The sequence below is a fragment of the Brucella haematophila genome (assembly GCF_005938105.1).
In the GTDB taxonomy this organism is placed as follows: domain Bacteria; phylum Pseudomonadota; class Alphaproteobacteria; order Rhizobiales; family Rhizobiaceae; genus Brucella; species Brucella haematophila.
Genome location: NZ_VCPE01000015.1, coordinates 20,806 through 47,042, shown reverse-complemented (window position 1 = coordinate 47,042; position 26,237 = coordinate 20,806). Strand labels below are relative to the sequence as shown.

Genomic DNA, 26,237 nt, shown 5'->3' with positions numbered 1-26,237 from the left:
CGTACTCAATTGCCTGTTTGCAAGCGTTGAAAGATCAGATTTCCGATAGGCATGGCAGACGTGGCTGCGGGAGACGGCGCATTGCACACATGCAGCACACGTTTGGTCTGGTGGAACTTGAAGTCGTGAATAAGCTTGCCGTCTCTCGAGACGGCTTGTGCCCTTATTCCTGCGCGGTAAGGCCGGAGGTCGCTTTCCTGAAGGGAAGGGCAATATTTCCGGCACTTTTCCAGATAGCTCTTCTTGAACAGGCTGTCCTTCATCTCTTCCAGGCCGGACGAAAGATGGGCGGTGATCACCTTCCAGAAACCCGGAAAGGCTGCATAGGTCGCCATATCACGCAAATTGGCCGAGAATTTTGGATAGCCTTCGCGTGACAAGCCCAGAACGGCATTGGGTCCGACGGTCAGGCTGCCGTCGATCATTGGCGTCAGGTGAATACCGAGAAACGGCATTGAAGGGTCCGGCACCGGATAAATCATGCGTTCGACGAGTTTATTCAATTCGGGGCGCAAAGCATAATATTCGCCACGGAACGGCACGATCTGGAAGTCGACATCGACACCGGATCGGCGGGCAAGGCGGTCGGCCTGTAATCCGGCACAGGCGATGACCTGCCTGCTTTCCCATACCTTGCCGTCCGCATGGACCCGCACACTGTCGCTGCGTTCTTCAATGCGGTCGACACTGACATTGAACTCGATATCGCCACCAGCAGCGCGTATGAGATCGGCCATGGCGCGGCAGACCGCACGATAGTCGACAATGCCGCTCTGCTCGACCAGCAAGGCACCAAGCCCGGTCACTGCGGGTTCGAATTCGTGCAATTCACCGCCGCTGAGGCGGCGGCAGGTAATGCCGTTCGCAGCCGCATTCGTTTCAAGGGCGGCGAGGCGCTGCACTTCGACTTCGTTTGTCGCAACAACAAGCTTGCCCGGAACACGATAGGCAATGTTGTTTTCGTCGCAGAACTGCTTGGTCATGCGCTCGCCAGCGCGGCAAAGCTCTGCCTTGAAGCTTCCGGGCTGGTAATAGATGCCAGCATGAATCACACCGCTATTATGGCCGGTCTGATGCATCGCAACGGCTTCTTCCTTCTCCAGCACCAGAATGCGGGCTGAAGGTTTCTGCCGGACAATGGTAAGGGCCGTGGCAAGGCCGACAATGCCGCCGCCAACCAGACAATAATCATACATGAGAAGAACCGATGTTTGTTGTATGATGCATCATGAATTAATTGCACGAAGCGTCATTGACGTCAATTGGTTTACTGGGTGGAAGCTCGTTATGTCCGTGTGGCCAAAAAGACGACCTGCGGTGGTCATTTCACGAGTAGCCTCAGCAATAATCTAATTGCCGATGTGAGCGGGCACGAAGCCGATGTTGCAGTGATCGCTGTCGGTCAACAGAACGAGCGTATGAAAAGATCGACCGACATCAGCGGCATCTAGAAAGAAATGTCAGTAAAGGCCGTGCGGTTCCGTTCCAGTTCCATGCGGGTGCGGCGAATGTGGCTGTAAAGGGCTCTTTCGGCGTCCTCGACATCTCTCCGTTTGATGGCTTCCATCAGAAGCCCGTGCTCGCATTGTATGATCCAGAACCGCTCCCGGCCTAAAAGCATTGTGTAAGCGCGCCGATAATGCTGGGTGGTATTCCAGATGCGCTCGATCATGGGGATGAGCGTAGGCATGGCCGTCGCACGATAGCTCGCGAGGTGAAATTGACGATCAAGCCGCAGGAATTCTTCCACATCCGTCGTGGCGTCTATTGCGCGACAGATTTCCTCAAGGCCGAGAATATCCTCATCGGTCAAGTGGGGGAGGCTTTCGCCAAGCGCAAGCGGTTCGATCCGCTCGCGGATTTTCCACATCTCTACGCACTCATTGATATCGACACGCGCAATCCAGACACCACTGTTGGGAACGATGACGACGAGGCCTTCGCTTTCGAGCTGCTTGAGAGCTTCCCGAACGGGCACGCGGCTGGTGCCGAATTGTGCGGCAAGTTCCTCTTGCCGGATGCGCAGTCCGGGCGCGAACTCGCCGCTCAATATCTTTTGACGAATTTCACCCGTTACTCGAAGACCCAACGTGGTTTCATTCATAAAATGGCCCCTTCTATGCTCTGACAGTGCATCAGAGACGCCCAGATATAGCAGACAATGTTCGGCGCACGTCTACTACTTTTACCGTCGGATGAAGAGGCGATCAGGAAGTAGAACCAACCGGACTCCAAAGGCGGCGCGTCAGACCTTTTTCATAGGCCTTGCCATTCGGAAAGGATACAAGTTCAAGCTGCATTCCCCACGGTGTCAGGAAGTAAACCCAGGTTTGCCCTGCACTCGGACCATCTTTCCGCACAACAGGCTCACCGAGAATGCGGACATCATGCATGCGCAAATACTGCACAGCCGAATCGATATCGTCGACATAGAAGGCAAGGTGATGTCCCCCGACGTCGCTATTGCGCGGCTGGACCGGGTTTTGGTCCGGTGAAGAATACTCAAATATCTCGAAGTTCGAGCCATTCCCGCAACGCAAGAACTGTAGCTTCTTCATGACCGCGCGCGGATGCACATTGAGAGCTGTCTGCATCCAATCCCCGTCAGACGAGAAAGGGCCAAGCTCATAAAATGGCTCGCAGCCAATGACGTTTACGAAGAAATCCACCGCTTCCGCCAGATTGGGGACAGTGAAACCGATGTGCTCTGTGCCTCGCAGGCCAGGTAAGCCGATGTCACGTGCAAATGCCTTGTCCTGATGGCTGTAGCTACTTTTCGACATTCACTCACCTTAACGTCAATGTATCCAATAGAGCTATAATTCATTGGGAGAATGCCTTTGTCGAGCCTAATTATGCAAATTTTTCTGTAATTTGAGATTCATTGGATACAATTGATTGACACCGCGCAAAGAAAATGAAAGCCTAGCAGTAACAAAACGAGAATAAATGTGGGAGCCGCTCTGGCTTGTTCAGAGCATCAAAACCGCCGGTATCGCGCGTAATGTCTGGCCACTGTCTGCCGCTTGCGAGACGCTCGCAGGTGACGGCCGAACTTTGTCTGTAGAGGAAGAAATGCCGCAAACGAAGACCGTATCGAGTTCCACCTGCTGGCTAGAGTTTGGCACGACCAAGAAGGATTGGGATGCGGAAGGCGCTGCCGGGTTGGAAACGATGCTCTCATCGCTTCATCTCATCCGTGCATTCGAAGAAGCAGTCCTCGAACTTGCAAATGAAGGGCTGGTTCATGGCCCGGCACATTCATCCATTGGTCAAGAGGGCGGCGCGGTTGGCTCGATCTTGCCGCTCCGGGCAGAGGATCAGATTAACGGCTCTCACCGGGGTCACCATCAATTTCTCGCAAAGGCTTTGAACTTTGTCGCGCCCGATGGTCTGCCGTTCGGCATGGCATTTGACGGTTCAATCCGTTCCCTTCTTCGCCGCTCTCTGGCCGAAATCATGGGGCTTGCCGAAGGGTTCTGTGGTGGTCGCGGTGGGTCTATGCACCTGCGATGGCAGGCCGCAGGCGCGCTGGGCACCAATGCCATTGTTGGCGGTGGCGTGCCGCTGGCGGCAGGTGCTGCTTTCGCACACAAGCAGTCGGGTTCGGATGCAGTTGCGGTAAGTTACTTTGGCGACGGCGCGGTGAATATCGGCTCGGTATTGGAGACGATGAACCTCGCTGCGGCCTGGCGTCTGCCTCTATGCTTCTTCATCGAGAACAACCGCTATGCGGTCGCGACCAGCCTTGAAGAATCAACGGCAGAAACGCGCTTGGCTGCGCGCGGACAGGCCTTCGCCATTCCATCCTGGCACGTTGACGGGATGGATCCGCTCGCGGTCAATCTCGCAATGAAAGAGGCGCTTGCACATATGCGCGCCGGAAATGGTCCGACCATCATCGAGGCCGAGGTTTACCGCTACTTCCATCAGAACGGTTCGTTCCCGGGCTCTGCCTTTGGCTATCGCACGAAAGAGGAAGAGGAAAGCTGGCGGGCGAAGGATCCGTTGGATCGGGTAGCACGAGAAATGATGGCACGAGGCCTTGTTGATCAGACCGGTATCGATGCGTTGAGAGCGCGTTGTAAACAGATCATGCAAGATGTGGCAGAGGAACTGACAGATCGCGTGGACAATCGTCGCCTTATCAAAACGGGGCTGTGGCCGAAGCCGGACTTCTGTGATGTCGGTATTCGTAGCGATGGATCCGAACTGTCGGGTCTGCAATATGTCGAGAAATCGAATTTCAGTGGCGGGATCGAACAACGCAAATTTGTCGACGTCATTGCTGATGTGCTGGACCGGCGCATGGAGAAGGACGACGGTATCGTCATTCTGGGCGAGGATATTCACCGCTTGAAAGGTGGAACCAACGGCGCCACGCGTGGTCTCAAGGCGAAGTATCCTGATCGCATTCTTGGAACGCCGATCAGCGAGAATGCGTTCATGGGCTTGGGCGGTGGTCTTGCGATGGATGGGCGGTATCGTCCGATTGTCGAGTTCATGTATCCGGACTTCATGTGGGTTGCGGCTGATCAGGTGTTCAATCAGGTCGGCAAGGCGCGTCACATGTTCGGTGGTGACATGGCCGTCCCTCTTGTGCTGCGCACGAAGATTGCGATTGGCACAGGCTATGGTTCCCAGCATTCCATGGACCCCGCAGGCGTTTTCGCCACCTCGCCGGGCTGGAGAATTATCGCGCCATCCACGCCGTTCGATTATGTCGGGCTGATGAACACAGCGCTGGCGTCGAATGACCCTGTTCTGGTGATAGAGCATGTCGATCTTTATCAAACGATGGGTCCGGCGCCAGTCGGCGATCTTGATTACTTCATTCCTTTTGGCAAAGCGTCGGTGCGCCGAAGCGGGTCTGCCGCGACGATACTGACCTACTCCGCTATGGTGCAGGCAACGCTTGATGCCGTGGAGGAGGCAAGCCTGGATGCCGAGGTTATCGACCTGCGGTGCCTCGACCGTGCCAGCATCGATTGGGAAACTATCACTGAAAGCGTGAAGAAAACCAACATGGTCATGATCGTCGAGCAGGGACCACGCGGTTCCTCTTACGGCGCTTGGCTTTCCGATGAAATCCAGCGTCGGTTGTTCGACTGGCTTGATCATCCCGTCGAGCGGGTCAGCGGACGCGAAGCTTCTCCGTCGATCTCCAAGGTTCTCGAGCGCGCCGCCTATGCCGGGCGAGAAGAGATCGCGGCTGCATTGGCAACCTTGCCGGAGCGACACCATGCCTGAGTTTCTTGTCATGCCGTCCGTTGTGGCCAATGCGCGCGACGGCACCATTGCCCGGTGGTTGAAAGTCGAGGGAGACGCTGTTGTCTCAGGTGAGGCCTTTGCCGAAATCGAGACGGACAAGGCCGTCATCGAAATTCCTAGCCCCAAGTCAGGACGCGTTGCCCGCATATTGCACGGCGATGGAGCGACTGTAACAGTTGAGACGCCGATCGGCATTCTCGCGAATGAAGGCGAGACTGAGGCCGATGTGGCACAACTGCTTTCAACCTCCATTCCTACGACACCTGTTCAACGGGAAGCAGTAGGCTCCGATGCAACGGCAGTACCGTCTGTTGAAATGCCACGCGGGGATTTGAACCGGCGCATATTCGCCAGCCCGCTTGCGCGCAGGCTTGCAGGCGAAAAGGGTATCTCGCTCTCTGACATCAATGGGACAGGACCGCGCGGGCGTATTCTTCGCGGCGATGTTGAGGCTTTCGGTACAACGATACGCTCGGCCTCTTCTACTCCCAATCCCGTTACCCAGCAGACGGCGGTGGTTAATGACGATGTATCTGTTCTCCGATCGCACGATGTGGAGATCCCGCATGTTGCCATACCGCATTCCGCTATGCGGCGGACGATTGCACAGCGTTTGAGTGCGTCCAAACAAAAGATTCCACATTTTTATCTAAACGCCGAAATCGTTGTCGATGCTCTGCTTGAACTTCGAAAGCAGATCAATGCTACGCGGCCGGCAGAAGCGCGGCTTTCGGTTACGGATTTTCTGGTCAAGGCCGCCGCCGCTGCATTCGCTCGCGTTCCTGCCTGCAATGTTATCTGGACTGAGGACGCTCTTCTCAGTCTACAGCGAACGGACATTTGCGTTGCAGTGGCGACAGATGGCGGGTTGATCACCCCGGTGCTCAAGGACGCTGGCAAAAAGTCGCTATCCGTAATTTCGGATGAGATTTCCGATCTGGCACTCAGGGCCCGCAATGGCAGTTTGAAGCCGGATGAATATCGCGGTGGTTCGTTCACCATCAGCAACCTCGGCATGCATGGGGTGAGCGACTTCGCCGCCATTATCAATCCACCGCAAGCAGCAATTCTCGCAGTCGGCGCGATTGAAGAACGGATTGTGTCTCGGGAGCGCATAGCCGTTGACGCCCGCGTCATGCGCGTGACGCTTTCGCTCGATCATCGGGCAATAGACGGCGCTTTGGGCGCGCAATGGTTGTCCAGTTTCAAGGAACTGCTTCAGAACCCGATGCAAATTCTCGTCTGAAGCGAAATACCTCGCCACAAGAAAAAACAGAGGGCGAGCAATGATCATAAAAGAGAGAGGAACAGGAACATGCATAAATATGGGAAGATGCTTCTGGCAACCGGTATCGCGACTGCGGCATGCCTTTCTGGCGCCCATGCTCGCGATCTGACCGTTGTTGGCTTTGGTGGGGCAATTCAAGACGCGTTTCGGGAAGCCTATTTCACGCCTTATGCCAAGGAAAAGGGCATCAAGGTGCTCGAAGACACGACCAATGGCGGTCTAGCCAAGCAGAAGGCAATGGTTGACGCGGGAAATGTCACCTGGGACGTTATGCAGATGGAGGACGATGAAGTCACCATGGCGTGCGAGCAGGGGCTTCTCGAAAATATCGACTGGTCGAAAAAGCCACATGCCGACGAGATTGATCCCAGCCAGTTCAAGGAATGCGCTGTTGGTGCTCTGAGCTGGGCCAATATTCTGACCTATGACAAGGCCAAGCTGACGGATGGACCGAAGAACTGGGCCGATTTCTGGAACGTGGAAAAGTGGCCGGGCAAGCGCGGTTTGCGCAAGACTGCAAAGCTGACCATGGAAGTAGCCTTGATGGCAGACGGCGTGCCGCCATCGGAAGTCTATAGCGTGATTGCCACGAAGGAAGGTCAGGACAGAGCCTTCGCCAAGCTCGATCAACTGAAGCCACATATCCAGTGGTGGGAGAGTGGAGCCCAGCCGCAGGAATGGCTCTCTTCAGGCGATGTCGTCATGACAACAGCCTATAACGGTCGCGTCGACAATGCTCAGAAGGAAGGGAAAGATTTTGCTATCGTCTGGGACGGGCAGATCAACTCAACCGAATTCTGGGCCATCATGAAGGGAACTCCAAACCTGGATGAATCAACGGCTTTCGTCGAATTCATGATGTCAAAAGAGCCGCAGACAACCTTTGCCAACAATATCGCTTACGGTGTCAGCAACGTCAAAGCCATGGAAGCCCTTCCTGCGGACCGGTTGGCAAAACTCCCATCTGCTCCGGACAATCTCAAAAACGCGGTGCGTTTCAACTCGGAATTCTGGATTGATCATGGTGAGGAACTGGCGGAACGCTTTGCCAGCTGGGTTGCCCAGTAAGCCGACTGGATAATGTTAGGACCATGCCGGCCGATTTCCCGCCGGCATGGTTTAAGGAGGCATGGTTCCGATGACCTTGATCGATGAAGACACAGCCGCGACCAAGGCAACGCGCCGGGAATGGGGGCGAGCCGGCAGACGTCGGCGCGTCGTTTCCTTAATGCTTGTGGCGCCACTTCTATTCTATGTGCTGCTGACATTCATGCTGCCGATCGGCATGATGCTCTACAAGGCAATTGATAATGCCGAACTGACGCAGGCTCTACCAGAAACGGTGGCTGAATTGTCCCGCTGGACGACGAACGATTCAGCGGAGTTGCCGCCGGATGTTGTTTTCACGACTTTCGTACAGGAAATTGCCAGCGCTCCGCGCAATCTCGTTGCCGAGGCCGCACGGCGCTTGAACTACGAGGAGAGCGGTTACCGAACGCTTCTCACCAGCACCGTTCGCAAGTTGCGTACATTACCAGACGATATCACTGCGGATGGTGCGGCACGCCGCTTTCTGGCCGGAATCGACAAGAGGTGGGAAGAGCCAGCCTACTGGCACGCGATGAAACGTGCGTCGCCTGCTTTCACGCCTTACTACATGCTTGCGGCAGTCGATCTTGCTATTGATGACAGTGGAAAGGTGGTACAGGCACCTGAAGAGCAACGAACCTATGTCGATATCCTCTTTCGCACGCTCAAGACCGCAGCTATCGTCACGCTTGTTTGTGCTCTGCTTGGTTATCCGCTGGCCAATCTGATGGTGAGCGCACCGCGATTTCTGTCAATCGCGCTTATCATCGCCGTGATGCTGCCGTTCTGGACATCGCTATTGGCGCGCACCTCTGCCTGGATCGTCCTTCTTCAGCGCGAGGGGCTTGTTAATTCCCTTTTTGGTTGGCTTGGTCTGATCCGGCAGCCGCTGGAGCTGATCTTCAACACCACAGGGCTTTATATCGTCATGATCCACATGATGCTGCCCTTCATGGTCCTGCCTCTCTATTCCACGATGAAGGGCATCCCTCCGCATTTCATGCGGGCGTCGGCCTCGCTTGGGGCTCACCCGGTTCGCGGCTTTCTCAATGTTTATTTGCCGATGACGTTGCCGGGTGTCGGAGCGGGTGTGTTGCTGACCTTCATCGTGACTGCGGGCTATTATATTACGCCATCGCTGGTCGCCAGCGCGCGCGACCAGATGCTCGGCTATTTCATCGCCTTCTTCGCCAACACCACCATCAACTGGGGCATGGCGTCGGCACTTGGGATTGTGCTGTTGCTTTGCACCGTTGCGGTCTATGCGCTCGCCGCGCGTACAGTGGGTGTGCGTCAGCTTGCGGGACTAAAGTGAGGTCGCCAATGCCATATCATCGTCAAGCAATGATCATACGGACGCTCTACTATGGGTTTGGCGTGGCTATGATACTTTTTCTGGTCGTTCCACTCATCGCTATCGTCCCGCTGTCCTTCAGTTCGGGCAGCTTTCTCTCCTATCCGCTGCCGGGTGTTTCGTTGCAGTGGTATGAGCGTGTGTTTGCGAATGGCCCATGGCTTTCATCACTCAAGAACAGTCTGATCATCGGCTCGGTGTCGACGGTTGCTGCAACCATTCTCGGTACACTTGCAGCTTATGCGTTTGCCCGTCGTGACTTGCCCATGCCAACCGCGATCCTTGGCTTTCTCATCGCGCCAATGATTGTCCCGCCTGTTATCAGCGGACTTGGGATGTACTTTCTGATGGCGAAGTTCGGTCTGACCGCCAGCATGCCCGGCGTTATCATCGCCCATACAGTCCTGTCCGCGCCTTTCGTGCTGATCACCGTTACGGCCACGCTGCAAGGTTTTGACATGGGCCTGCTCCGCGCTGCGGCAAGTCTTGGCGCATCTCCTTTCAAAGGCTTCATGACTGTTCTTGTTCCGGTCATTGCGCCGGGCATTATCTCTGGAGCGCTCTTCGCGTTTATGACTTCGTTCGATGAAGTCGTCGTAACCCTTTTCCTTGCAGGCCCCGGCCAGCGAACCCTTCCCTTGAAAATGTTCGAAGGGCTTCGCGACAATATCGAACCGTCCATTCTTGCCATGGCAACGTTCCTCATGATCGTCGCCACCCTCAGCCTCATCGCCGCGCTGTTCCTCGTGAACCGCAATGCACGAAATCTCGGAAAGGCATAACATGACCAAAGAACCCGATGTTCACATTCCTAACCCGCAGGCAGGCGTTGCATTCATTGACGGGCGCTATATGCCAGTCGCGGAGGCCAGCATTCCAATTCTTGATCGCGGCTTCGTGCGTTCTGACGCGACTTATGACGTTGCGCATGTCTGGAAGGGACGTTTCTTCCGTCTTGACGATCATATCGAACGGTTCTTCGCATCCATGCGCGGGCTTCGCATGTCGCTGCCCTATACGCATGAGCAAATCGCCGAAATCCTCATCAAATGTGTCAGCTTGAGCGGTTTGCGTGACTCCTATGTGCAGATGACATGCACACGGGGAATGCCGCCGGCTGGCAGCCGTGATCCGCGTCTTTGTACCCAGCGCTTTTATGCTTTCGCTACGCCCTTTGTCTGGATTGCAAATGATGATCAGCGTAGGCAAGGCGTTCCCATGGTTGTGAGTTCTGTTCATCGTATTGCACCGCAGGCGGTGGACCCACGCATCAAGAACTTCCATTGGCTCGACCTCACCATGGGCATCTTTGAGGCCTATGACAGAGATGCTTTCGTGGCCGTTCTGCGTGATGGGGATGGCAATATCACCGAAGGCGCGGGCTTTAACGTATTTGCTGTCAAAGATAATGTCCTCTGCACACCAGAGAGTGGCGTTTTCGAAGGCATGACCCGACGTACGGTTCTGGAACTCTGCGAGCAATTGCAGCTGCGTTGCGAGGTTCGTCCAGTAGCCATCGGAGAGCTTCTCGGTGCCGACGAAATCTTCATGACCAGTACAGCTGGTGGCATCATGCCTGTGACCACAATCGACGGCAAGACAGTCGGCGATGGCACGCCCGGCCCGTTAACACGTCGATTGCACGATATTTACTGGCAGAAACAGGAAGACGGCTGGCTCGCGACCGAAGTGCCGTACAGGGATTGATCCCGGCAAAAAGTGCTTCCCGGTCACAAGGGAAACCCGGAAACGCATACCAGCCGCACGAAAGGCCATTCATGGAAACCGGACAAATCGTTGAATTCGTGGGCGTGCAGAAAACCTATGATGGACGCACCGTTGTTATCGAGAATCTGAACCTGTCGGTAAGGCAGGGCGAGTTTCTAACCCTTCTCGGTGGTTCAGGTTCTGGTAAAACCACAACGCTGATGATGCTTGCCGGTTTCGAAACGCCTACCCGAGGTCATATTCTCGTCACGGGAAAGCCGATTGAACACTTGCCGCCGCACCGCCGGGGCATCGGCGTTGTCTTTCAGAACTATGCTTTGTTTCCCAACATGACCGTAGCGCAGAATCTGGCTTATCCGTTGCGCATGCGAAAGATGAGCAAGCGGGAAATACAAGTGAAGGTGGACAAGGCCATCGAGATGGTTCGTCTGGAGGGAATGCAAAACCGTCGCCCGAGTGAGCTTTCGGGTGGGCAGCAGCAGCGTGTTGCACTTGCTCGCGCGCTTGTCTTTGAGCCGAGCCTGGTTCTGATGGACGAACCGCTTGGTGCACTCGACAAGACACTGCGCGAACATATGCAATATGAGATCAAGCAAATCCATCGGGATTTGGGTGTCACAATGGTTTATGTCACGCACGATCAGACTGAAGCACTTGCCATGTCCGATCGCATTGCCATTTTCGAGCGCGGTTCGGTCACGCAGATCGCCAGCCCGCAGGAGCTTTATGAGCAACCCGCAAATGTCTTCGTGGCTGGCTTTATTGGTGAGAACAATATCATCTCCGGGCATTCGGAAGGTGTAGACGAGCGCGGCTATGGAACCATCCGCTTGGATTGCGGCCAAACAGTGCGGGCGGATCTGTCCTCCACTTTTGCCGATACAGGCAAGCCTGTGAAAATAGCTGTCAGGCCCGAACATCTTGTGATCGGCACAGCGGCGCAGAGCCGCTCGAATCAGTGCAAGGGAACAATCTTGGACACGACGTACCTCGGCGACCATTTGCGCGCGCTGGTGGACATTGGGCGCGGGCAAACAATGGTGGTTCGCAAGCCACTTCTGGATTTCACCACCAGACCGGTGGCTGGTGATGCAATTCTTATCGGTTGGAACGATAGTGACGGACGCACTTTCTCGTAGGTGTCTGCTCAACTTCCACCATTCAAATCAGGAGTTTAAAATGGTTTCGACGAATGGCGCGGTCGGAGTGCCTAAACCGAACAGTTTCGAACCGTCGGATGAAACCGTTGCAATGCTCAAGGAGCGTGCACAGTTTATTCGTCTCGAAACTGTTCGCCTCATCGAAATCGCGAAAACGGGACACTACACGTCAGTATTCTCTGCGGCGGAGATATTCGCTGCACTTTACTATGATGTCATGCGTATTCGACGGGACGAACCGAATTGGGTGTCGCGTGATCGTTTCACAATTGGCAAGGGTCACGCAGCAGTTGGCCTGTTTCCGATCTATGCGGATCTCGACTTTTTTCCGAAGGACTGGCTCGACAACTATACCCGTCTTGGCAGCCCGCTCGGTGACCATCCCGACATGCGCAAGGTTCCAGGCGTGGACTTTTCGTCTGGCTCAATCGGTCATGCGCTTTCCAATGGGCTTGGTATGGTCTTGGCTCAACGCTGGACGGGCGAAGACTATAAGGTCTTCTGCATGATGGGTGACGGGGAAATGCAGGAAGGCCAGGTGTGGGAAGCTGCTATGAGTGCAGCTCAGCACAAGGCTCGTAATCTGATCGCCATCATCGACCGTAATGGGTACCAACTCGACGGCAAGGTCGATGATGTCATGAATGTCGAGCCGTTGGACGAGAAATGGCGTGCTTTCGGTTGGGAGGTGCATGTCGTGGATGGACATGACGTGGCGGCAACGACCGAGCTACTACGGCGCGTGCGCGCCGACGACCAACGTCAGGTTCCTTGCTGCATCATAGCCAGGACCGTCAAGGGCAAGGGCGTCTCCTATATGGAAACCGAGCCGGGCTGGCATCTCGGCTATCTCGATCCCTCGGATGCCGAAGCCGCTATCGTTGAAATCAAGTCGCGGGAGATTTGACCATGAGCCAATCGCTTTCCCCAAGTTCCTGGCAGTATCGCGGCTTGAACGCAGCAAATCCCGGCCTTGATCATCTCTCGAATGGCCTTATCGACCTCGTCAAAGCCGGGCATAATGTCGTCGCGGGTTCTGCCGATCTGCAATATTCGAACGGTCTCAATCGGTTCGCGTCAGTCTACCCTGATCGATACATTTCCTTCGGCATATCCGAGCAGAATATGGTGAGTACGGCAGCTGGTATTGCGACCTGCGGTGTCACGCCTTTCATTGCGACTTTTGCTTCTTTCATCGCATTGCTTGCCTGCGAGCAGATCCGCATGGACGTTGCTTATTCCGCGCAGCCGGTGCGAATGATCGGCCATCACACTGGCATTTCACTCGGGTTCTACGGGACGTCACACCATGCGACCGAAGACATAGCAACGATGCGCTCGATCGCCGATCTCTCCGTCGTCTCGCCAGCCGACGGTGCTCAGCTAGAAGCAGCCATTCGCGCCTCGGCCAATCATGATCGGCCGATCTATTTCCGTATTGGCCGGGGTCGCGATCCAGTTGTTTACGACAAGGATACGCCCTTCGTTTTCGGTAAGGCTCATGAGCATATCCAAGGGGAAGAGCTGACGATTATTGCCTGTGGTATGGCGGTTCACGGTGCGCTCGAAACTGCCCGCGCGATGAATGCCAATGGCCGCTCTGTCGGGGTGATCGATATGGCTTCGATCAAGCCCCTCGACCGGGAAGCTATACTTTCTGCTGCTTCGCGCACGAAGAAAATGATGACTGTCGAAGAGCACAATGTGCTGGGCGGGCTTGGTGCGGCTGTGGCCGAGGTTCTGGCCGATGAAGGCGCTGGTGTGAAACTCAAACGTCACGGAATCTATGACGAATACAGCCTCATTGCGCCACCGACCCATCTCTATGCGCATTACAAATTGGACGGTGCGGGCATTCGTTCAGTCGCCGAAGAATTCGTGAATTCTTGAGGTTGATATCGAATGTGTGACGGAAACGGCGTGAAACGAAGTTTAAAGCGGCCTGACCTAATCGAGTGAGATCAACTTTAGGTGCGATGTTGCTGCTGAGATCGAGCTGAACTTCTGACGTGCACGATTTTGTCGAAAGCCTATTGACTTAGAGCGCACTCTAACAATTAGCTTCTTCTGCGTCGTGACGAAAGAAGGGCTGTGATGAAGATTGGCGAGTTGGCAAAGCGCTCAGGACTGTCGGCCTATACCATCCGTTATTATGAACGGATCGGGCTGCTTCCCTTTGCTGACAGAGATCAATCAGGCCAGCGTGATTACGACGCATCGATCCTGACCTGGATAGAATTTCTGGACCGTCTTAAAATGACCGGAATGCCTATTCGGGAAATGCTGCACTACGCAGCTATGCGGGAGCGCGGCGTCGGTACGGAAGCTGAACGTGGTGCGTTGCTTGAACAGCACCGCGAACGTGTTCGTGCACATGTGGCCAAACTGCAAGCCTGCCTTGTCGTCCTCGATACCAAGATTGCTGGATATGCCGGCAACGAACAGAGGATGAAAGACTATGACGCATCAATTCCCGAACCGCGAAGAAAGCCGTCTGGAACGCGGCAAGCGCGCACTCGCTGAAATCGATGGCCAAGCTGGCCATAATGTCATTGCCGCTTTGGCTGACATTGCGCCGGACTTTGCAAATTACGTTTTTGAGTTCGGGTTTGGCGATATTTACAGTCGCCCCGGTCTCGATCTGCGTGCTCGCGAGATTGCGACTGTTGCAGCGCTGACTGCGTTGGGAACTGCTACCCCACAACTGAAAGTGCATATAGAAGCGGGACTGAATGTCGGCTTGACAAAGGCTGAGATCATCGAGGTCATCATACAGATGGCGGTCTATGCCGGTTTCCCCGCAGCGCTTAACGGGCTTTTTGCGGCCAAGGAAGTCTTTGCCGCCTGACAGGAGGGCGCGGCATAAGCGACCGGACGAGAATTGCTATGCCGCTTTAAACGGAAGCGGTTTTATTGCTGGCCTCGGCTGATCCAGACAGCCTGATAGTCGAGGCTTTGCAGTGGCATTTACCGTTGCGTACTTCTCGGGACCGATGACGGTCTCCTAGGATATTTCCGGTCTAACATCGGAGCCGCTTATGAACCGTCACCTCAGAGTTTTTGGGATTGCACTGCTTCTTGGCCTGCCAACCGTTGCCTTCGGACAGTCCGGGCCGACGCCTGTCACGGTCGACAATTTTGTTCGGGCCGAGTCCGATACCTATATTGGAGGTCTCGCGAAACAGGCCGGGGGGCTTGGCAATCTGCTTCATCATCGTGAACCGGCGCCCATTGAGGATCATTCGGTCATTCGGCTGAATCGCGACACGCTCTATAGCTACGGAATCTTTGACCTCGACGCTGGTCCCGTGACTTTCACATTGCCTGACCCCGGTTCGCGTTTCATGTCGCTGATGGCCGTGAGCCAGGATCATTATGCGACGACGGTTTACGGGGCAGGAACACACACTTTCGACAAGGGGATGGTCGGTACACGTTATGTCTTGATCGGCACGCGCATTCTGGTTGATCCGAATGACCCGAAGGATATCGAGCAGGTGCATGCGCTTCAGGATGGCATCAAAGCCAGTCAGGCCAGTACCGGTACCCTGGAGCTACCTGTATATGATAGCGCCAGCCAGAAGAAGGTGCACGATGCTCTTCTCGTTCTTGCATCGACCCTTCCGAATCTCGACAAGGCTTTCGGTACAAAGACGGAGGTTGATCCGATCCGTCATCTGATCGGTACGGCCTATGGATGGGGTGGAAACCCCGATAAGGATGCCAGATACCTCAACGTTTTCCCGGGCAAGAACGATGGGAATGTCGTTTACAGGCTGAAGGTCAAGGATGTTCCTGTCGATGGTTTCTGGTCCATCAGCGTCTACAATGCTGAAGGCTTCTACGACAAGAATCCATACAATGCTTATGCCCTCAACAGTGTCACTGCCAAGAAGGACGATGATGGTGCGGTCTCGGTGCAGTTCGGGGGCTGTGATGGCAAGATTGTCAATTGCCTGCCGGTTATGAAGGACTGGAACTACGTCGTGCGTCTTTATCGGCCACGTGCTGAAATTCTCGACGGCTCCTGGAAGTTTCCAGAGCCGACGATTGCAAACTGAACGCAAATTGAACACCTCGTGCCGCAAGCTGGCACGAGGTGTTCTTGATGTTAGAATTGCGCGCGAAGCGCCTTGGCAGCCGCCACCATATTGATGAGGGCAGGGCGGACTTCCTCCCATTTACGCGTCTTCAAGCCGCAATCCGGGTTCACCCAAAGTTGACCATCGGAAAGTCTCTGCCGCGCAAGCGAAAGCAGATTGGTCATTTCCGACACCTCAGGCACACGCGGTGAGTGGATGTCATAGACACCCGGTCCAATCTCGTTTGGATATTTGAACGATTTGAACGCATCGAGAAGTTCCATATGCGAGCGTGAGGTTTCAATCGAAATCACATCGGCATCCATATCGGCGATAGCGTCGATGATGTCGTTGAACTCCGAATAGCACATATGGGTGTGGATCTGCGTGTTATCGGAAACACCGCTCGAACAGATGCGGAAGCATTCAACCGCCCAGTCCAGATAGGCGCTCCAGTCCGAACGGCGAAGTGGAAGTCCTTCCCGCAGGGCGGCTTCGTCGATCTGGATCATCGCCGCTCCAGCCTTTTCAAGATCGACCACCTCGTCACGGATGGCGAATGCGATCTGCCGGCAGGCTTCCGCACGTGAAATATCGTTACGCACGAACGACCAGTTCAGGATGGTTACAGGGCCGGTCAGCATGCCTTTGACTGGACGCGATGTGAGGGACTGGGCATATTTCCACCAGACAACGGTCATTTGCGCGGGGCGGGAAACATCGCCAAAGATGATCGGTGGCCGAACATAGCGCGATCCGTAGCTTTGAACCCATGCATGTTTTGTGAAGGCAAAGCCCGAAAGCTGCTCGCCGAAATACTGTACCATGTCATTGCGTTCAAATTCGCCATGGACGAGAACGTCGAGATCAATTTCCTCCTGCCAGCGGATGGCCGCTTCGGTTTCCTTGCGGATAAAGGCAACGTAATCGCTATTGCTGATCTCACCCTTGTTGTACGAAGCGCGTGCCTTCCGCACCTCTGGCGTCTGCGGAAACGACCCGATCGTTGTGGTTGGGAAACGGGGCAGGTCCATCTTTTCACTCCGCAACTTCTGGCGTTCGCCAAAAGCACTTTTGCGCTTTTTCATGGTTACTTCGAGAGAGGCAACGCGTTTCCCTACTGCCTTGTTGTGAACTTTGGTGGATGCCTTTCGTGCCGCAATGGCTTCGCTGGCGGCTTTGAGTTCCGGCAGGACCGTGCTTTTACCGGAAGCGAGCGCACGACCAAGGGTGGCAAGTTCCTTAAACTTCTGGGTCGCGAAGGCGAGCCAGCTTTTCAGATCAGCGTCGAGATCGGTTTCGAGTTCGAGGTCGATGGGCACATGCAAAAGTGAACAGGATGGCGCGATTTCAACGAACTGCGGACCGCGTTGTTCGATAATAGGCTGTATTTGATCAATGACCGAAACGAGGTCCGAACGCCAGATGTTGCGACCGTCGATCACGCCCAGAGACAAGGTCTTTTGCGGGGCGAGCTTGGAAACGACTTCAGAAAGCTGGTCCGGCGCCCGGACAAGATCAATATGCAGACCGGCTACTGGCAGGGATACGGCAGTGTCGAGATTGCCGCCGAGATCGCCAAAGTAGGTCGCGAGCAGAATTCTTGGTCCGGCGATAGTTGCCAGTCGCTTATAAGCCAGTTCGAATGCCGCCAGCTCATTGGGGATGAGATCGAGAACGAGCGCAGGTTCGTCTATCTGCACCCAGTCGGCGCCCACGGCGGCAAGCCTCTGCAACAGCTCTTCATAGACCGGCAGAAGTTTTGGCAAAAGCGCCACGGGATTGAAACCATCCGAAGTGGACTTCGCAAGCTTCAGGAATGTAACGGGACCAAGAATGACGGGGCGCGTATGAATGCCAAGCGCCTTGGCTTCAAGGAACTGATCAATGACTTTGGTGCTGGATAGCTTGAAGTCCTGATCGTCGGAAAGCTCGGGAACTATATAGTGATAATTGGTATCGAACCACTTGGTCATCTCCATCGCGGTCACGCCATGACCGTGATGCGCATGTCCACAAGAAGCCGCTTCACCCTGGCTGCCGCGCGCCATCGCAAAATATGTATCGAGCGAAACTTCGCCGCCTTTCCAGCCATAACGGGCGGGGATGGCTCCGACCATCACGGTTGTATCCAGCACGTGATCGTAGAGGGAAAAGTCGTTCGAAGGAATCTTCGTAATCCCCATATCCCATTGCTGTTCCCAATTGGCGGCACGCAGAGCGCTCGCCAATGTCAGCAGTTCCGTTTCTGATGACTTTCCAGACCAGTAAGCTTCAAGCGCGAACTTCAGTTCGCGGCGTCGACCAATGCGTGGCACTCCCAAGGTGGCCGTTGCGATGGTGGTTTTAGACATGACTACTTAACCCCGATACAAGTTGGGGCGAGGTCATTTGAATGTGCGTGACAAAGCCGGCTTGGAAAAGCTGGTCAGAACCGCGACATCAGGGACACCCCGCCCATGGACGATATATGGCCGGGGCAGGTCTCCTGGCTCACGGGTTATAGCCTCCATTCGCCTTCCCGGATTCGGATCCAGTGACATGAATGAACTTCGGCTCGCCGCTTACAGTTGCGGGGGCAGCTCCGGCCTTGTCTCTCGACGCACCGGCTTCCCTCTTAGCCTTACCCGAACGAACGGATGAGGAACCACGACAGCTATAGTTTGTCTGAGTTGAAGCGGGGTGTCAATATCATATAAAGAGATGTTTATATCTTTACGTCATTCGGCGATATTTGACGAACTCCAGACGTCCGCGATGGAAGTGCGGCCCATAGCCAGCTAGATGGCTGATCGCAGCGAAACCTTCCAATGCCCGCCAAATAAGTTGCGGGGAAATTCATTCGATTGACGGAGTTTTGAAGGGAGATTAGAAATTGCGTTATGATAAAAATGGAAACATGAATTTTTAATGATTCTATATTCGATATAATACGTAAGAAATTTTAAAATAAATTCTAATTTTTGAGTAAAAAAATAATTGCGATCATAACATATTTATAGATTTGTCAATTTTATTTGATATTTCCTCCATGGCGGGAAATAAGAACGAAAATCAACGTCCGTTGCGAGGCGGTTTCTCCGTCGACGTGTTTCGTATTTTTCAAATGTGCTCCGGGTAAAGAAGATAGTGATGGAACAAAGTATCATTGCGCATACGCCGCGAGGCCAAAATCGGTATAGGAGATCCAGAGCGTCCATTGCTGATTGAAAGCGAATTGGCGGTATTGCAGCAAGAGCTGGACCTATTGACTGATCGCTGGCAGAGGGAATTGGCGCTCATTCGGCAGATCATTGAACGACGTGCTCAATTGCATCGGCAGGACGCAAGTTCGGTTAGGAGCAATGAGCTCCGACAGTCTGATGCCCCGTGCGCTGAATTGAGTGAAATGCAGCAGCGATTAGTTATCTTACAAGGAGAGATGCCGCTCATTTTTGCAGCCGTCGACACCAATGTTGTTGCTGCTGTGGTTGCCGACTGGACTGGCATCCCATTGGGACGCATGGTGAAAAACGAGATTGAAGCGGTCTTGCAACTGTCTGACGCGCTGGGTCAACGTGTATTCGGCCAACCCTATGCGTTGGATGTCATCGCTCGCCGCGTGCGAACGTCGCGCGCGAGATTGGATGATCAGAACAAACCGGTCGGAGTGTTTCTGTTGGCAGGCCCTTCCGGTGTCGGCAAAACTGAAACAGCGTTAGCACTTGCGGAAACCCTGTATGGGGGCGACCAAAATGTCATTACCATCAATATGAGTGAGTTTCAGGAGCCGCATACTGTATCGACGCTCAAGGGTGCACCTCGGGGCTATGTCGGCTATGGCGAAGGTGGCGTGCTGACTGAAGCGGTGCGCCGTCGCCCTTACAGCGTCGTCTTGTTGGACGAAATCGAAAAGGCGCATCCGGACGTCCACGAGATTTTCTTTCAAGTCTTTGATAAAGGCTGGATGGAGGACGGCGAAGGACGCCGCATCGACTTCCGCAACACGATCATCATCCTCACGTCCAATATCGGGGCTGACCTCGTCACCGATCTATCCAGTGATGTGGATTTGATGCCAGCGCCGGAAGCTCTAAGCGAAGCTTTGCGTAAGCCGCTCTTGTCTGTCTTCCCGGCAGCTCTGCTCGGGCGGTTGCAGGTCGTGCCCTATTATCCATTGACGGACATTACGCTCGGCAACATCGTGCGGCTTCAGCTTAGCCGCATACAGTCGCGTTTGGCCGAACACCATAACATCGCCTGCACTTTCGATGAGGCGGTGATTGATCAGATTGTCAGCCGTTGCACTGAGCAGGACTCGGGTGGTCGCATGGTCGATGCCATTTTGACCAACACGTTGCTGCCGCAGATCAGCCAAATGTTACTGACGGGAAGCCTCAATGACCAACGCTTTCGCCAATTGCACATCGCGCTAAACCGCAACGAGTTTACTTATCAATTTGATGTGTAAACTCGGTTGGGTTGAGAGCGCTGATGAACATTGAAAACAGTTCGCCCTGGGAGGCGATACGGAGCTTGCCATAGATGTTGCGTCGGTGAATGCGCACAGTCCCGGACGATATTCCCAATGCGTGTCCTGTCGCGTCAGCCGAATATCCGCGCAGGACATAACCCACGATCTCAATCTCGCGCGGGGTCAACGAGTTTCTGTCCAAATTGCGGAAAGCACGTTCGATCAGTCCCGAGAGGTTTTCTCCTCTCGGCTTGGTTGCAGTTTGCTCAAATTGTTCCGCCAGATCGGCCCAGTTATGCCGCCCGACCGCAGCTACAAAAGCAACCAGCTCATTCAGATCACGAAGCTCGCGCGCCGAGAACGGCTTTGACGTTCGCATCGCTGAAATAATGACACAAACATTCGGTTCCACACTGAACTTGAAGCCAATTTCTTCAGCCAGCTCCGTCTGCACATAATAATTGCGGAAATACTCTCCCTGATAGAATCGGTCGGGCGCCAAATCCCGTAGACGTATGAGGCTTGGATCACCGGGCAGTGATGATTGCAGGTAAAATGGATCCAGGAGATAGGGCCCCTCCTGATAATCCTCGACCATGACCTTGTGTTTCCACACCGGGAATTCCGAATGCAACGCGATTGGTCGCCGGTTGCCGCAATATGCAAAGGTGACCGTATGCTCGAAGGGCACCACAGTGCGGATCGCTTCGATGAGGTCCGCCGCAAATTGCGGTTGGTGCAATGCGTCGATGACCCGTGCAGAGGCCAGCGTCCAGTTCATCAGGAATCTCCGTCTATATGCCTTTTGTGATATATACACATATCGAGTATTTTTATATGTTTTTTCCAAAATAAGGGATATGCCGCTTCAGGCAAAGCTCTCTAGGGGAATATATTTTGATGGTATACGCTACCGAGGCTTCAGTGGGTCGAAGCGGCGACACAGTTGCGGAATTTGTCGGCACCACGAAGCGTTATGGTGCCGTGCTTGCGGCCAGTCAGCTGAATCTGCAAATCCGGCGAGGGGAATTCCTTTCCTTCTTGGGGCCTTCGGGTTGCGGAAAGACAACCGCGCTGAGAATGCTGGCCGGATTCGAACAGCCAAGCGAAGGCGAGATATTGATCGACGGGTCGGAGGTCGGCACGACGCCGGCCTATAAGCGCCCTGTCAACATGGTTTTCCAAAGCTACGCCCTCTTTCCACACATGACCGTCGCGCAGAATGTGGGGTACGGATTAAGACAGCGTCGCCCGAGACTAGCGAAGTCCGAAATCGGCCTTCGGGTTGCGAAAGCACTGGAAACTGTTCGTCTCTCCGACTTTGGTGGACGGCGGATATGGGAAATGTCGGGTGGTCAGCAACAGCGTGTGGCGCTGGCCCGCGCTATCGTGAATGAGCCAAAGATATTGCTGCTCGACGAACCGATGGCGGCACTTGACGCCAAGCTGCGGACAGAGATGCAGCTTGAGCTTTTGTCATTGCAACGCAAGCTGGGCATCACCTTCGTTCTGGTCACGCATGATCAGCAAGAAGCATTGTCTATGTCCGACCGTATCTGCATCATGGGCCATGGTCGCATCGCGCAGATTGGGACGCCGCGGGAACTCTATGATCGCCCCGCTAATCGCTATGTCGCGAACTTTGTGGGCCGCGCCAACATTCTCGCTGGGAAAGTCGAGCATAGTGATGATGACCAAGTGACGGTGCGCCTGGCCACAGGTCATCAGGTGGTGGTTGAAACTGCCTTTGCTGTGACACCGGGTGACACTGTCGACATCATGATTCGACCGGAAGCACTGCGCCTGACCGTTTCACCGACTGAAGGGGAGACAGCGATTGACGTGCAGGTCGCAAACAAGATTTTCCTTGGCGAGCACATAGAATTCTTGCTCACCCATCCGGTTCTAGGCTCGTTGCAGGTTCTGGTGCCAAGACAGGCGGAGCGTGCATTGCCGGGTGTTTATGTGGGTTCCACGGTTCATCTTGTCTGGGATCAAGGAACAGGCCTGATCCTTCGGGGTGAATAAAGGGTCTGTGAGGTTGACATAGGGCAGCTCTCAAGCGCGGTGCATTTCAAAATTCCAAGTTTGGACGACAAAAATAAAAAGAGAGGGATAAAATGACGAAGAAAGATACGCCGGTTTCCCGGCAGGCATTCATGGAGGAACTGCGCCGGTACCAGAAGGGTTCCGTTACGCGCCGCCATTTTCTTGGCGTGACCGGTCTTGGCGCCGCGACGGCTGTTATGGCGGGTGCGCTGCCGGGGCTTTTGCCATCTCGCGCATGGGCAGGTGACATTGGGGACCGGGTATCGATTGCAACTTGGCCGAACTATCAGGACCCTGATAACCTGGCGGCGTTCCAGAAGGAAACTGGCGCTGCCGTTCAGGTGAATGTCTTCGGTTCAAACGAGGAAATGTTCGCCAAACTGCAGGCGGGTGGCGCTGGCTGGGACATCGTCGTAGCGACGAACTATGCCATAAGCACCTATGCCGACAGCAAGATGATCGAGCCGCTCGATCTGACGAAGCTGCCCAACTACAATGCAGAGTCCTTCGAAGCGCGTTTTGCAACGCCCGGCACTGTCGATGGAAAGCTCTACGGTATCCCCAAGCTTTGGGGTACGACAGGCATGGCCTGGGACAGCAGCAAGGCGAAAGCACCTTTCACCAGCTGGAAAGACTTCTTCGATCTGACCAAGACAGACTTTTCCGGTCGCACGATCATCCATGACTATCAGCTGACCGCTATCGGTAATGCTTTGAAATATCATGGCTATTCGTTTAACTCTGTCGATCCGAAAGAGTTGGCCGATGCCGAGAAATTGCTGATTGAGGTAAAGCCGCATCTGTTTGCTATTACCTCTGACTATCAGCCTTCCATGCGCAATGGCGACGCCTGGTTAACGATGTGCTGGACCGGTGACGCGAAGCAGATGAATCGCGATCTGCCGGAAATTCATTACACGCTCGGTAAGGAAGGCGGGGAAATCTGGTCTGACTTCTACACCATCCCGACAAGTGCACCCAATCGCGAAGGTGCCTACGCACTGTTGAACTTCCTGCTCGATCCATCGGTCAATGCGCGCGAGGCAGCCTTCCATGGTTATCCTGTGCCTGATGCCCGCGTCGAAGCGCTGGTGTCCGAAGAAATGCGCAATGATCCGATCCTTCATCCGGCGTCAGAACTTCTGTCCACGCTGGAATTTGGAGCGGCCGTCACGTTGACTGATCCAAACCGGGCGGAACTGATCGCCCGCTTTAAATCGGCATAACCGGACGGACAGCGATGGCATTGTCTCAGCGAAAAATGCGCTGGCTCCTGCTGGGGCCAGCGGGCCTGTGGTACGCGGCACTCCTCGTATTGCCGCTGGCGGTCGTGCTCGTCTATTCCTTTGGGGAACGCGGAGCGGCAGGCGGCTATGAGCCGGCTTTCACCTTGGCCCAATACGCCAATCTCGGAAGTCGCTGGGCCGCATTCCGCAATACATTGACGCTCGCGCCAATCGGCACAATTGCAGCGCTCCTGTTTGCTTATCCGCTAGCCTATTATCTTGCATTGCGGGTGGGCAGGCAGTGGCGCACATTGTTGCTGGTACTGGTGATCGTGCCATTCTGGACATCGATCCTGATCCGCTCCTATGCCTGGATATTCCTTCTTGGCGGGCGCGGCATCCCTCAATTGTTGTCTGCGTTTGGTCTCGGTGATTTTCGGTTGATCAATACGCCTTTCGCTGTTCTGGTGGGTATTGTCTACGGTTATCTGCCGCTGATGTTCTTCCCGATCTATGTGAGTCTGGAAAAGCTCGACCGCAGATTGCTGGAAGCGGCGGATGATCTGGGTACGCCTCCGTGGCGGCGCTTCCTGCAGATCACATTGCCCTTGTCGCTGCCCGGTGTGGCAACTGGTTCAATGCTCGTTTTCATCCTGCTCATGGGGGAATATCTAATCCCGCAGATGCTCGGTGGGGGCAACGTCTTCTTCGTTGGAAATGCGCTTGTGGATCTGTTCCTGCAATCGCGCAACTGGGCTTTTGGGTCGGCCGTGTCGATAACACTGGTGGCGATTATGTTGCTTGTCGTCTCCCTTTACATGCGTTTCCTGCGCCTGATGGGGACCGCACGCGAAGATGTCAGTTTGATGTGAGGAAATGATGCGCATCTACGCTACTGCGATTTACCTGTTCCTCTATCTTCCTATCGGAATTATCGCGCTTTTCAGCTTTTCTGCGGGCCGGTCGGCAAGCCAGTTGCAAGGGTTCTCGACGCAATGGTATTCCAAAGCGCTCGAAAATCCGTTCGTTATCGACGCTCTCAAGACGTCAGCATCCGTTGCACTGACTTCGGCATTTCTATCCTGCCTGCTGGGCACGATGGCGGCCATTGCGCTCACTGGTTTGAAGGGAAAATTGCGTGTTCTCTTCGATGCGATGATCTATATCGCGGTGATGATCCCCGGTATTGTTATCGGTATTGCAACGCTGATCGCGCTGGTGACAGTCTTCAATACCGTCAATCCCTGGCTTCAGGGACTGACTGGGCTAAAACTCTCTTTGGGATATGGCTCGCTCATCGCGGCACATGTGCTGTTCACGATGTCGCTGGTGATTATCCTGGTGCGTGCCCGCATTGATGGGATGGACCGCGCGTTGATCGAAGCTTCCTCCGACCTTGGAGCTGGCCCGCTTGCAACCTTCCGGCAAGTGACTTTACCGATGTTGATGCCAGCAATGATGGCGGGCTTCTTGCTTAGCTTCACCTTCAGCTTCGATGACTTCATCATCGCTTTCTTTGTCGCCGGACCACAGACGACTCTGCCGATCTACATCTTTTCGTCAATTCGTCGCGGAGTGACACCGGAGATCAATGCCATCGGCACAATGGTGATGGTGTTCTCTCTGCTGTTGCTCGTCTTTGCACAAATCATTCTTCGGCGTGGAAAACCGGCAGGGCAATAAGGATCAGAAGCGTTTCAAACGCCTGCCTTAACCCCGTGCATTCTGCGCTTATTCTAGGGAAAAAATCATGAAATCTTGTCTTGAAGGCCGGGTTGCTCTCGTAACAGGTGCAGGCTCGGGTATCGGTCGCGCAGGCGCAATCGCCATGGCGGCGGAAGGCGCAACCGTTGTGGTCACGGACCTGCGTGCAGAGCTTGCCGAAGCAACGGCGCAAGCAATCCGGGCCAATGGAGGACAAGCCGAGAGTGCAGCACTCGATGCGCGCGATGACGCTGCTATCACTGACATAGTCGTTGGTGTTGCTGCGCGCCACGGCAGGCTCGATATCGTGCATTCTCACGTCGGCATACAGATTGCGGGAAAACTTGAGGAAGTAACGCCTGATCAAATGGATCTGGCATGGGCACTCAATGTTCGCTCACATTTCGTTATTGCACAGGCAGCACTCGCGCCAATGCGAGCGCAGGGTGGAGGATCGGTGATTATTACTGCGTCCAATTCTGGGTGCCAATATGATCGTGGGATGATTTCTTACGCCACGACCAAACACGCAGCAGTCGCAATGGTGCGTCAGATGGCGGCGGACTATGCGCGTGAAAACATTCGCTTTAATGCACTTTGTCCGGGTTTTGTCGATACGCCCTTCAATGCTGGCTTTGAGCAGCAGATGGGAGGTCGGGCAGCTCTGGAAGACTATGTCTCCAAAACGATACCGATGGGGCGTTGGGCATCCGCAGAGGAAATAGCGGCAGGCATCGTCTATCTCGCCTCGCCACTGGCGGCATTCGTAACCGGACTGGCGCTTGTTATCGACGGCGGAGAGGTACTCTAGCGAACGGATTGCGACGTTTGCT

23 protein-coding genes and 1 riboswitch are annotated in these 26,237 nt (G+C 54.6%); of the genes, 18 read left to right on the top strand and 5 right to left on the bottom strand.

The genetic code is table 11. The annotated features are described in order from the left end of the window. Positions 1-5: 5 nt before the first annotated feature. From lhgO to FGI60_RS20025, 3 genes are all read right to left on the bottom strand, one after another. Complete coding sequence (lhgO, locus tag FGI60_RS20035; RefSeq protein ID WP_138786687.1) at positions 6-1,196, bottom strand: L-2-hydroxyglutarate oxidase; 1,191 nt, start codon at positions 1,194-1,196, stop codon at positions 6-8. Positions 1,197-1,447: 251 nt separating this feature from the next. Next, positions 1,448-2,104, bottom strand: coding sequence for a GntR family transcriptional regulator (locus FGI60_RS20030; RefSeq protein ID WP_138786686.1), 657 nt, complete (start codon positions 2,102-2,104; stop codon positions 1,448-1,450). Positions 2,105-2,207: 103 nt separating this feature from the next. Then, complete coding sequence (locus tag FGI60_RS20025; protein WP_138786685.1) at positions 2,208-2,783, bottom strand: VOC family protein; 576 nt, start codon at positions 2,781-2,783, stop codon at positions 2,208-2,210. 292 nt (positions 2,784-3,075) lie between these two features. Here FGI60_RS20025 and FGI60_RS20020 point away from each other — a divergent pair, with 292 nt between their 5' ends. The 12 genes from FGI60_RS20020 (at position 3,076) to FGI60_RS19965 (ending at position 15,951) form a co-directional block, all read left to right on the top strand. Beyond that, on the top strand, positions 3,076-5,250 hold the full coding sequence (locus FGI60_RS20020; protein ID WP_138786760.1) for an alpha-ketoacid dehydrogenase subunit alpha/beta: 2,175 nt from the start codon (positions 3,076-3,078) through the stop codon (positions 5,248-5,250). Then, entirely contained in the window at positions 5,243-6,517 is a 1,275-nt protein-coding gene (locus FGI60_RS20015) for a 2-oxo acid dehydrogenase subunit E2 (protein ID WP_138786684.1), read from the top strand. Before FGI60_RS20020 ends, FGI60_RS20015 begins: the two co-directional genes overlap by 8 nt. A 69-nt stretch (positions 6,518-6,586) precedes the next feature. Then, on the top strand, positions 6,587-7,627 hold the full coding sequence (locus FGI60_RS20010) for an ABC transporter substrate-binding protein (RefSeq protein ID WP_171058815.1): 1,041 nt from the start codon (positions 6,587-6,589) through the stop codon (positions 7,625-7,627). Positions 7,628-7,697: 70 nt separating this feature from the next. Then, entirely contained in the window at positions 7,698-8,963 is a 1,266-nt protein-coding gene (locus FGI60_RS20005; protein ID WP_138786683.1) for an ABC transporter permease, read from the top strand. 68 nt (positions 8,964-9,031) lie between these two features. Continuing rightward, on the top strand, positions 9,032-9,784 hold the full coding sequence (locus tag FGI60_RS20000) for an ABC transporter permease (protein WP_235889882.1): 753 nt from the start codon (positions 9,032-9,034) through the stop codon (positions 9,782-9,784). Position 9,785: 1 nt separating this feature from the next. Further along, on the top strand, positions 9,786-10,709 hold the full coding sequence (locus FGI60_RS19995) for an aminotransferase class IV (RefSeq protein WP_210238453.1): 924 nt from the start codon (positions 9,786-9,788) through the stop codon (positions 10,707-10,709). A gap of 71 nt (positions 10,710-10,780) precedes the next feature. Continuing rightward, positions 10,781-11,869, top strand: a complete 1,089-nt coding sequence (locus tag FGI60_RS19990; protein ID WP_138786681.1) for an ABC transporter ATP-binding protein — start codon at positions 10,781-10,783, stop codon at positions 11,867-11,869. 40 nt (positions 11,870-11,909) lie between these two features. Beyond that, complete coding sequence (locus tag FGI60_RS19985) at positions 11,910-12,797, top strand: transketolase (protein ID WP_138786680.1); 888 nt, start codon at positions 11,910-11,912, stop codon at positions 12,795-12,797. 2 nt (positions 12,798-12,799) lie between these two features. Further along, positions 12,800-13,780 carry a transketolase family protein gene (locus FGI60_RS19980; RefSeq protein ID WP_138786679.1) on the top strand — a complete coding sequence of 327 codons (981 nt, stop codon included), beginning with the start codon at positions 12,800-12,802 and terminating at the stop codon, positions 13,778-13,780. A gap of 204 nt (positions 13,781-13,984) precedes the next feature. Further along, a complete protein-coding gene (locus tag FGI60_RS19975) occupies positions 13,985-14,413 on the top strand; it encodes a MerR family transcriptional regulator (RefSeq protein WP_138786678.1) in 429 nt (142 codons plus the stop codon). Continuing rightward, positions 14,349-14,738: a carboxymuconolactone decarboxylase family protein gene (locus FGI60_RS19970; protein ID WP_138786677.1), complete on the top strand. Its 390-nt coding sequence runs from the start codon at positions 14,349-14,351 to the stop codon at positions 14,736-14,738. The genes FGI60_RS19975 and FGI60_RS19970 overlap by 65 nt, the downstream gene beginning before the upstream one ends. A gap of 190 nt (positions 14,739-14,928) precedes the next feature. Further along, the gene (locus FGI60_RS19965) at positions 14,929-15,951 is read left to right on the top strand and encodes a DUF1254 domain-containing protein (protein WP_138786676.1); all 1,023 of its coding nucleotides are present in this window, start codon (positions 14,929-14,931) and stop codon (positions 15,949-15,951) included. A gap of 50 nt (positions 15,952-16,001) precedes the next feature. On the opposite strand, the gene metE is transcribed toward FGI60_RS19965, so the two are convergent. Continuing rightward, the gene (metE, locus tag FGI60_RS19960; RefSeq protein WP_138786675.1) at positions 16,002-18,326 is read right to left on the bottom strand and encodes a 5-methyltetrahydropteroyltriglutamate--homocysteine S-methyltransferase; all 2,325 of its coding nucleotides are present in this window, start codon (positions 18,324-18,326) and stop codon (positions 16,002-16,004) included. Between the two features lie 107 nt (positions 18,327-18,433). Beyond that, a riboswitch (cobalamin riboswitch) is annotated at positions 18,434-18,639 on the bottom strand. 532 nt (positions 18,640-19,171) lie between these two features. On the opposite strand from metE, the gene FGI60_RS19955 reads away from it, so the two are divergent. Beyond that, entirely contained in the window at positions 19,172-20,422 is a 1,251-nt protein-coding gene (locus FGI60_RS19955) for an AAA family ATPase (RefSeq protein ID WP_235889870.1), read from the top strand. On the opposite strand, the gene FGI60_RS19950 is transcribed toward FGI60_RS19955, so the two are convergent. Next, entirely contained in the window at positions 20,400-21,206 is an 807-nt protein-coding gene (locus FGI60_RS19950) for a helix-turn-helix transcriptional regulator (protein ID WP_138786673.1), read from the bottom strand. The two genes, FGI60_RS19955 and FGI60_RS19950, sit on opposite strands and share 23 nt — an antisense overlap. Positions 21,207-21,325: 119 nt before the next feature. Here FGI60_RS19950 and FGI60_RS19945 point away from each other — a divergent pair, with 119 nt between their 5' ends. From FGI60_RS19945 to FGI60_RS19925, 5 genes are all read left to right on the top strand, one after another. Continuing rightward, the gene (locus FGI60_RS19945) at positions 21,326-22,453 is read left to right on the top strand and encodes an ABC transporter ATP-binding protein (RefSeq protein WP_138786672.1); all 1,128 of its coding nucleotides are present in this window, start codon (positions 21,326-21,328) and stop codon (positions 22,451-22,453) included. A gap of 92 nt (positions 22,454-22,545) precedes the next feature. After that, positions 22,546-23,700 carry an ABC transporter substrate-binding protein gene (locus FGI60_RS19940; RefSeq protein ID WP_138786671.1) on the top strand — a complete coding sequence of 385 codons (1,155 nt, stop codon included), beginning with the start codon at positions 22,546-22,548 and terminating at the stop codon, positions 23,698-23,700. A gap of 14 nt (positions 23,701-23,714) precedes the next feature. Next, positions 23,715-24,572 carry an ABC transporter permease gene (locus FGI60_RS19935; protein WP_078341148.1) on the top strand — a complete coding sequence of 286 codons (858 nt, stop codon included), beginning with the start codon at positions 23,715-23,717 and terminating at the stop codon, positions 24,570-24,572. Between the two features lie 7 nt (positions 24,573-24,579). Beyond that, positions 24,580-25,383, top strand: coding sequence for an ABC transporter permease (locus FGI60_RS19930; protein ID WP_138786757.1), 804 nt, complete (start codon positions 24,580-24,582; stop codon positions 25,381-25,383). Between the two features lie 67 nt (positions 25,384-25,450). Continuing rightward, positions 25,451-26,215 (top strand): SDR family NAD(P)-dependent oxidoreductase, encoded by a 765-nt coding sequence (locus FGI60_RS19925; RefSeq protein ID WP_138786670.1) that lies wholly within the window; start codon positions 25,451-25,453, stop codon positions 26,213-26,215. Positions 26,216-26,237 lie beyond the last annotated feature (22 nt).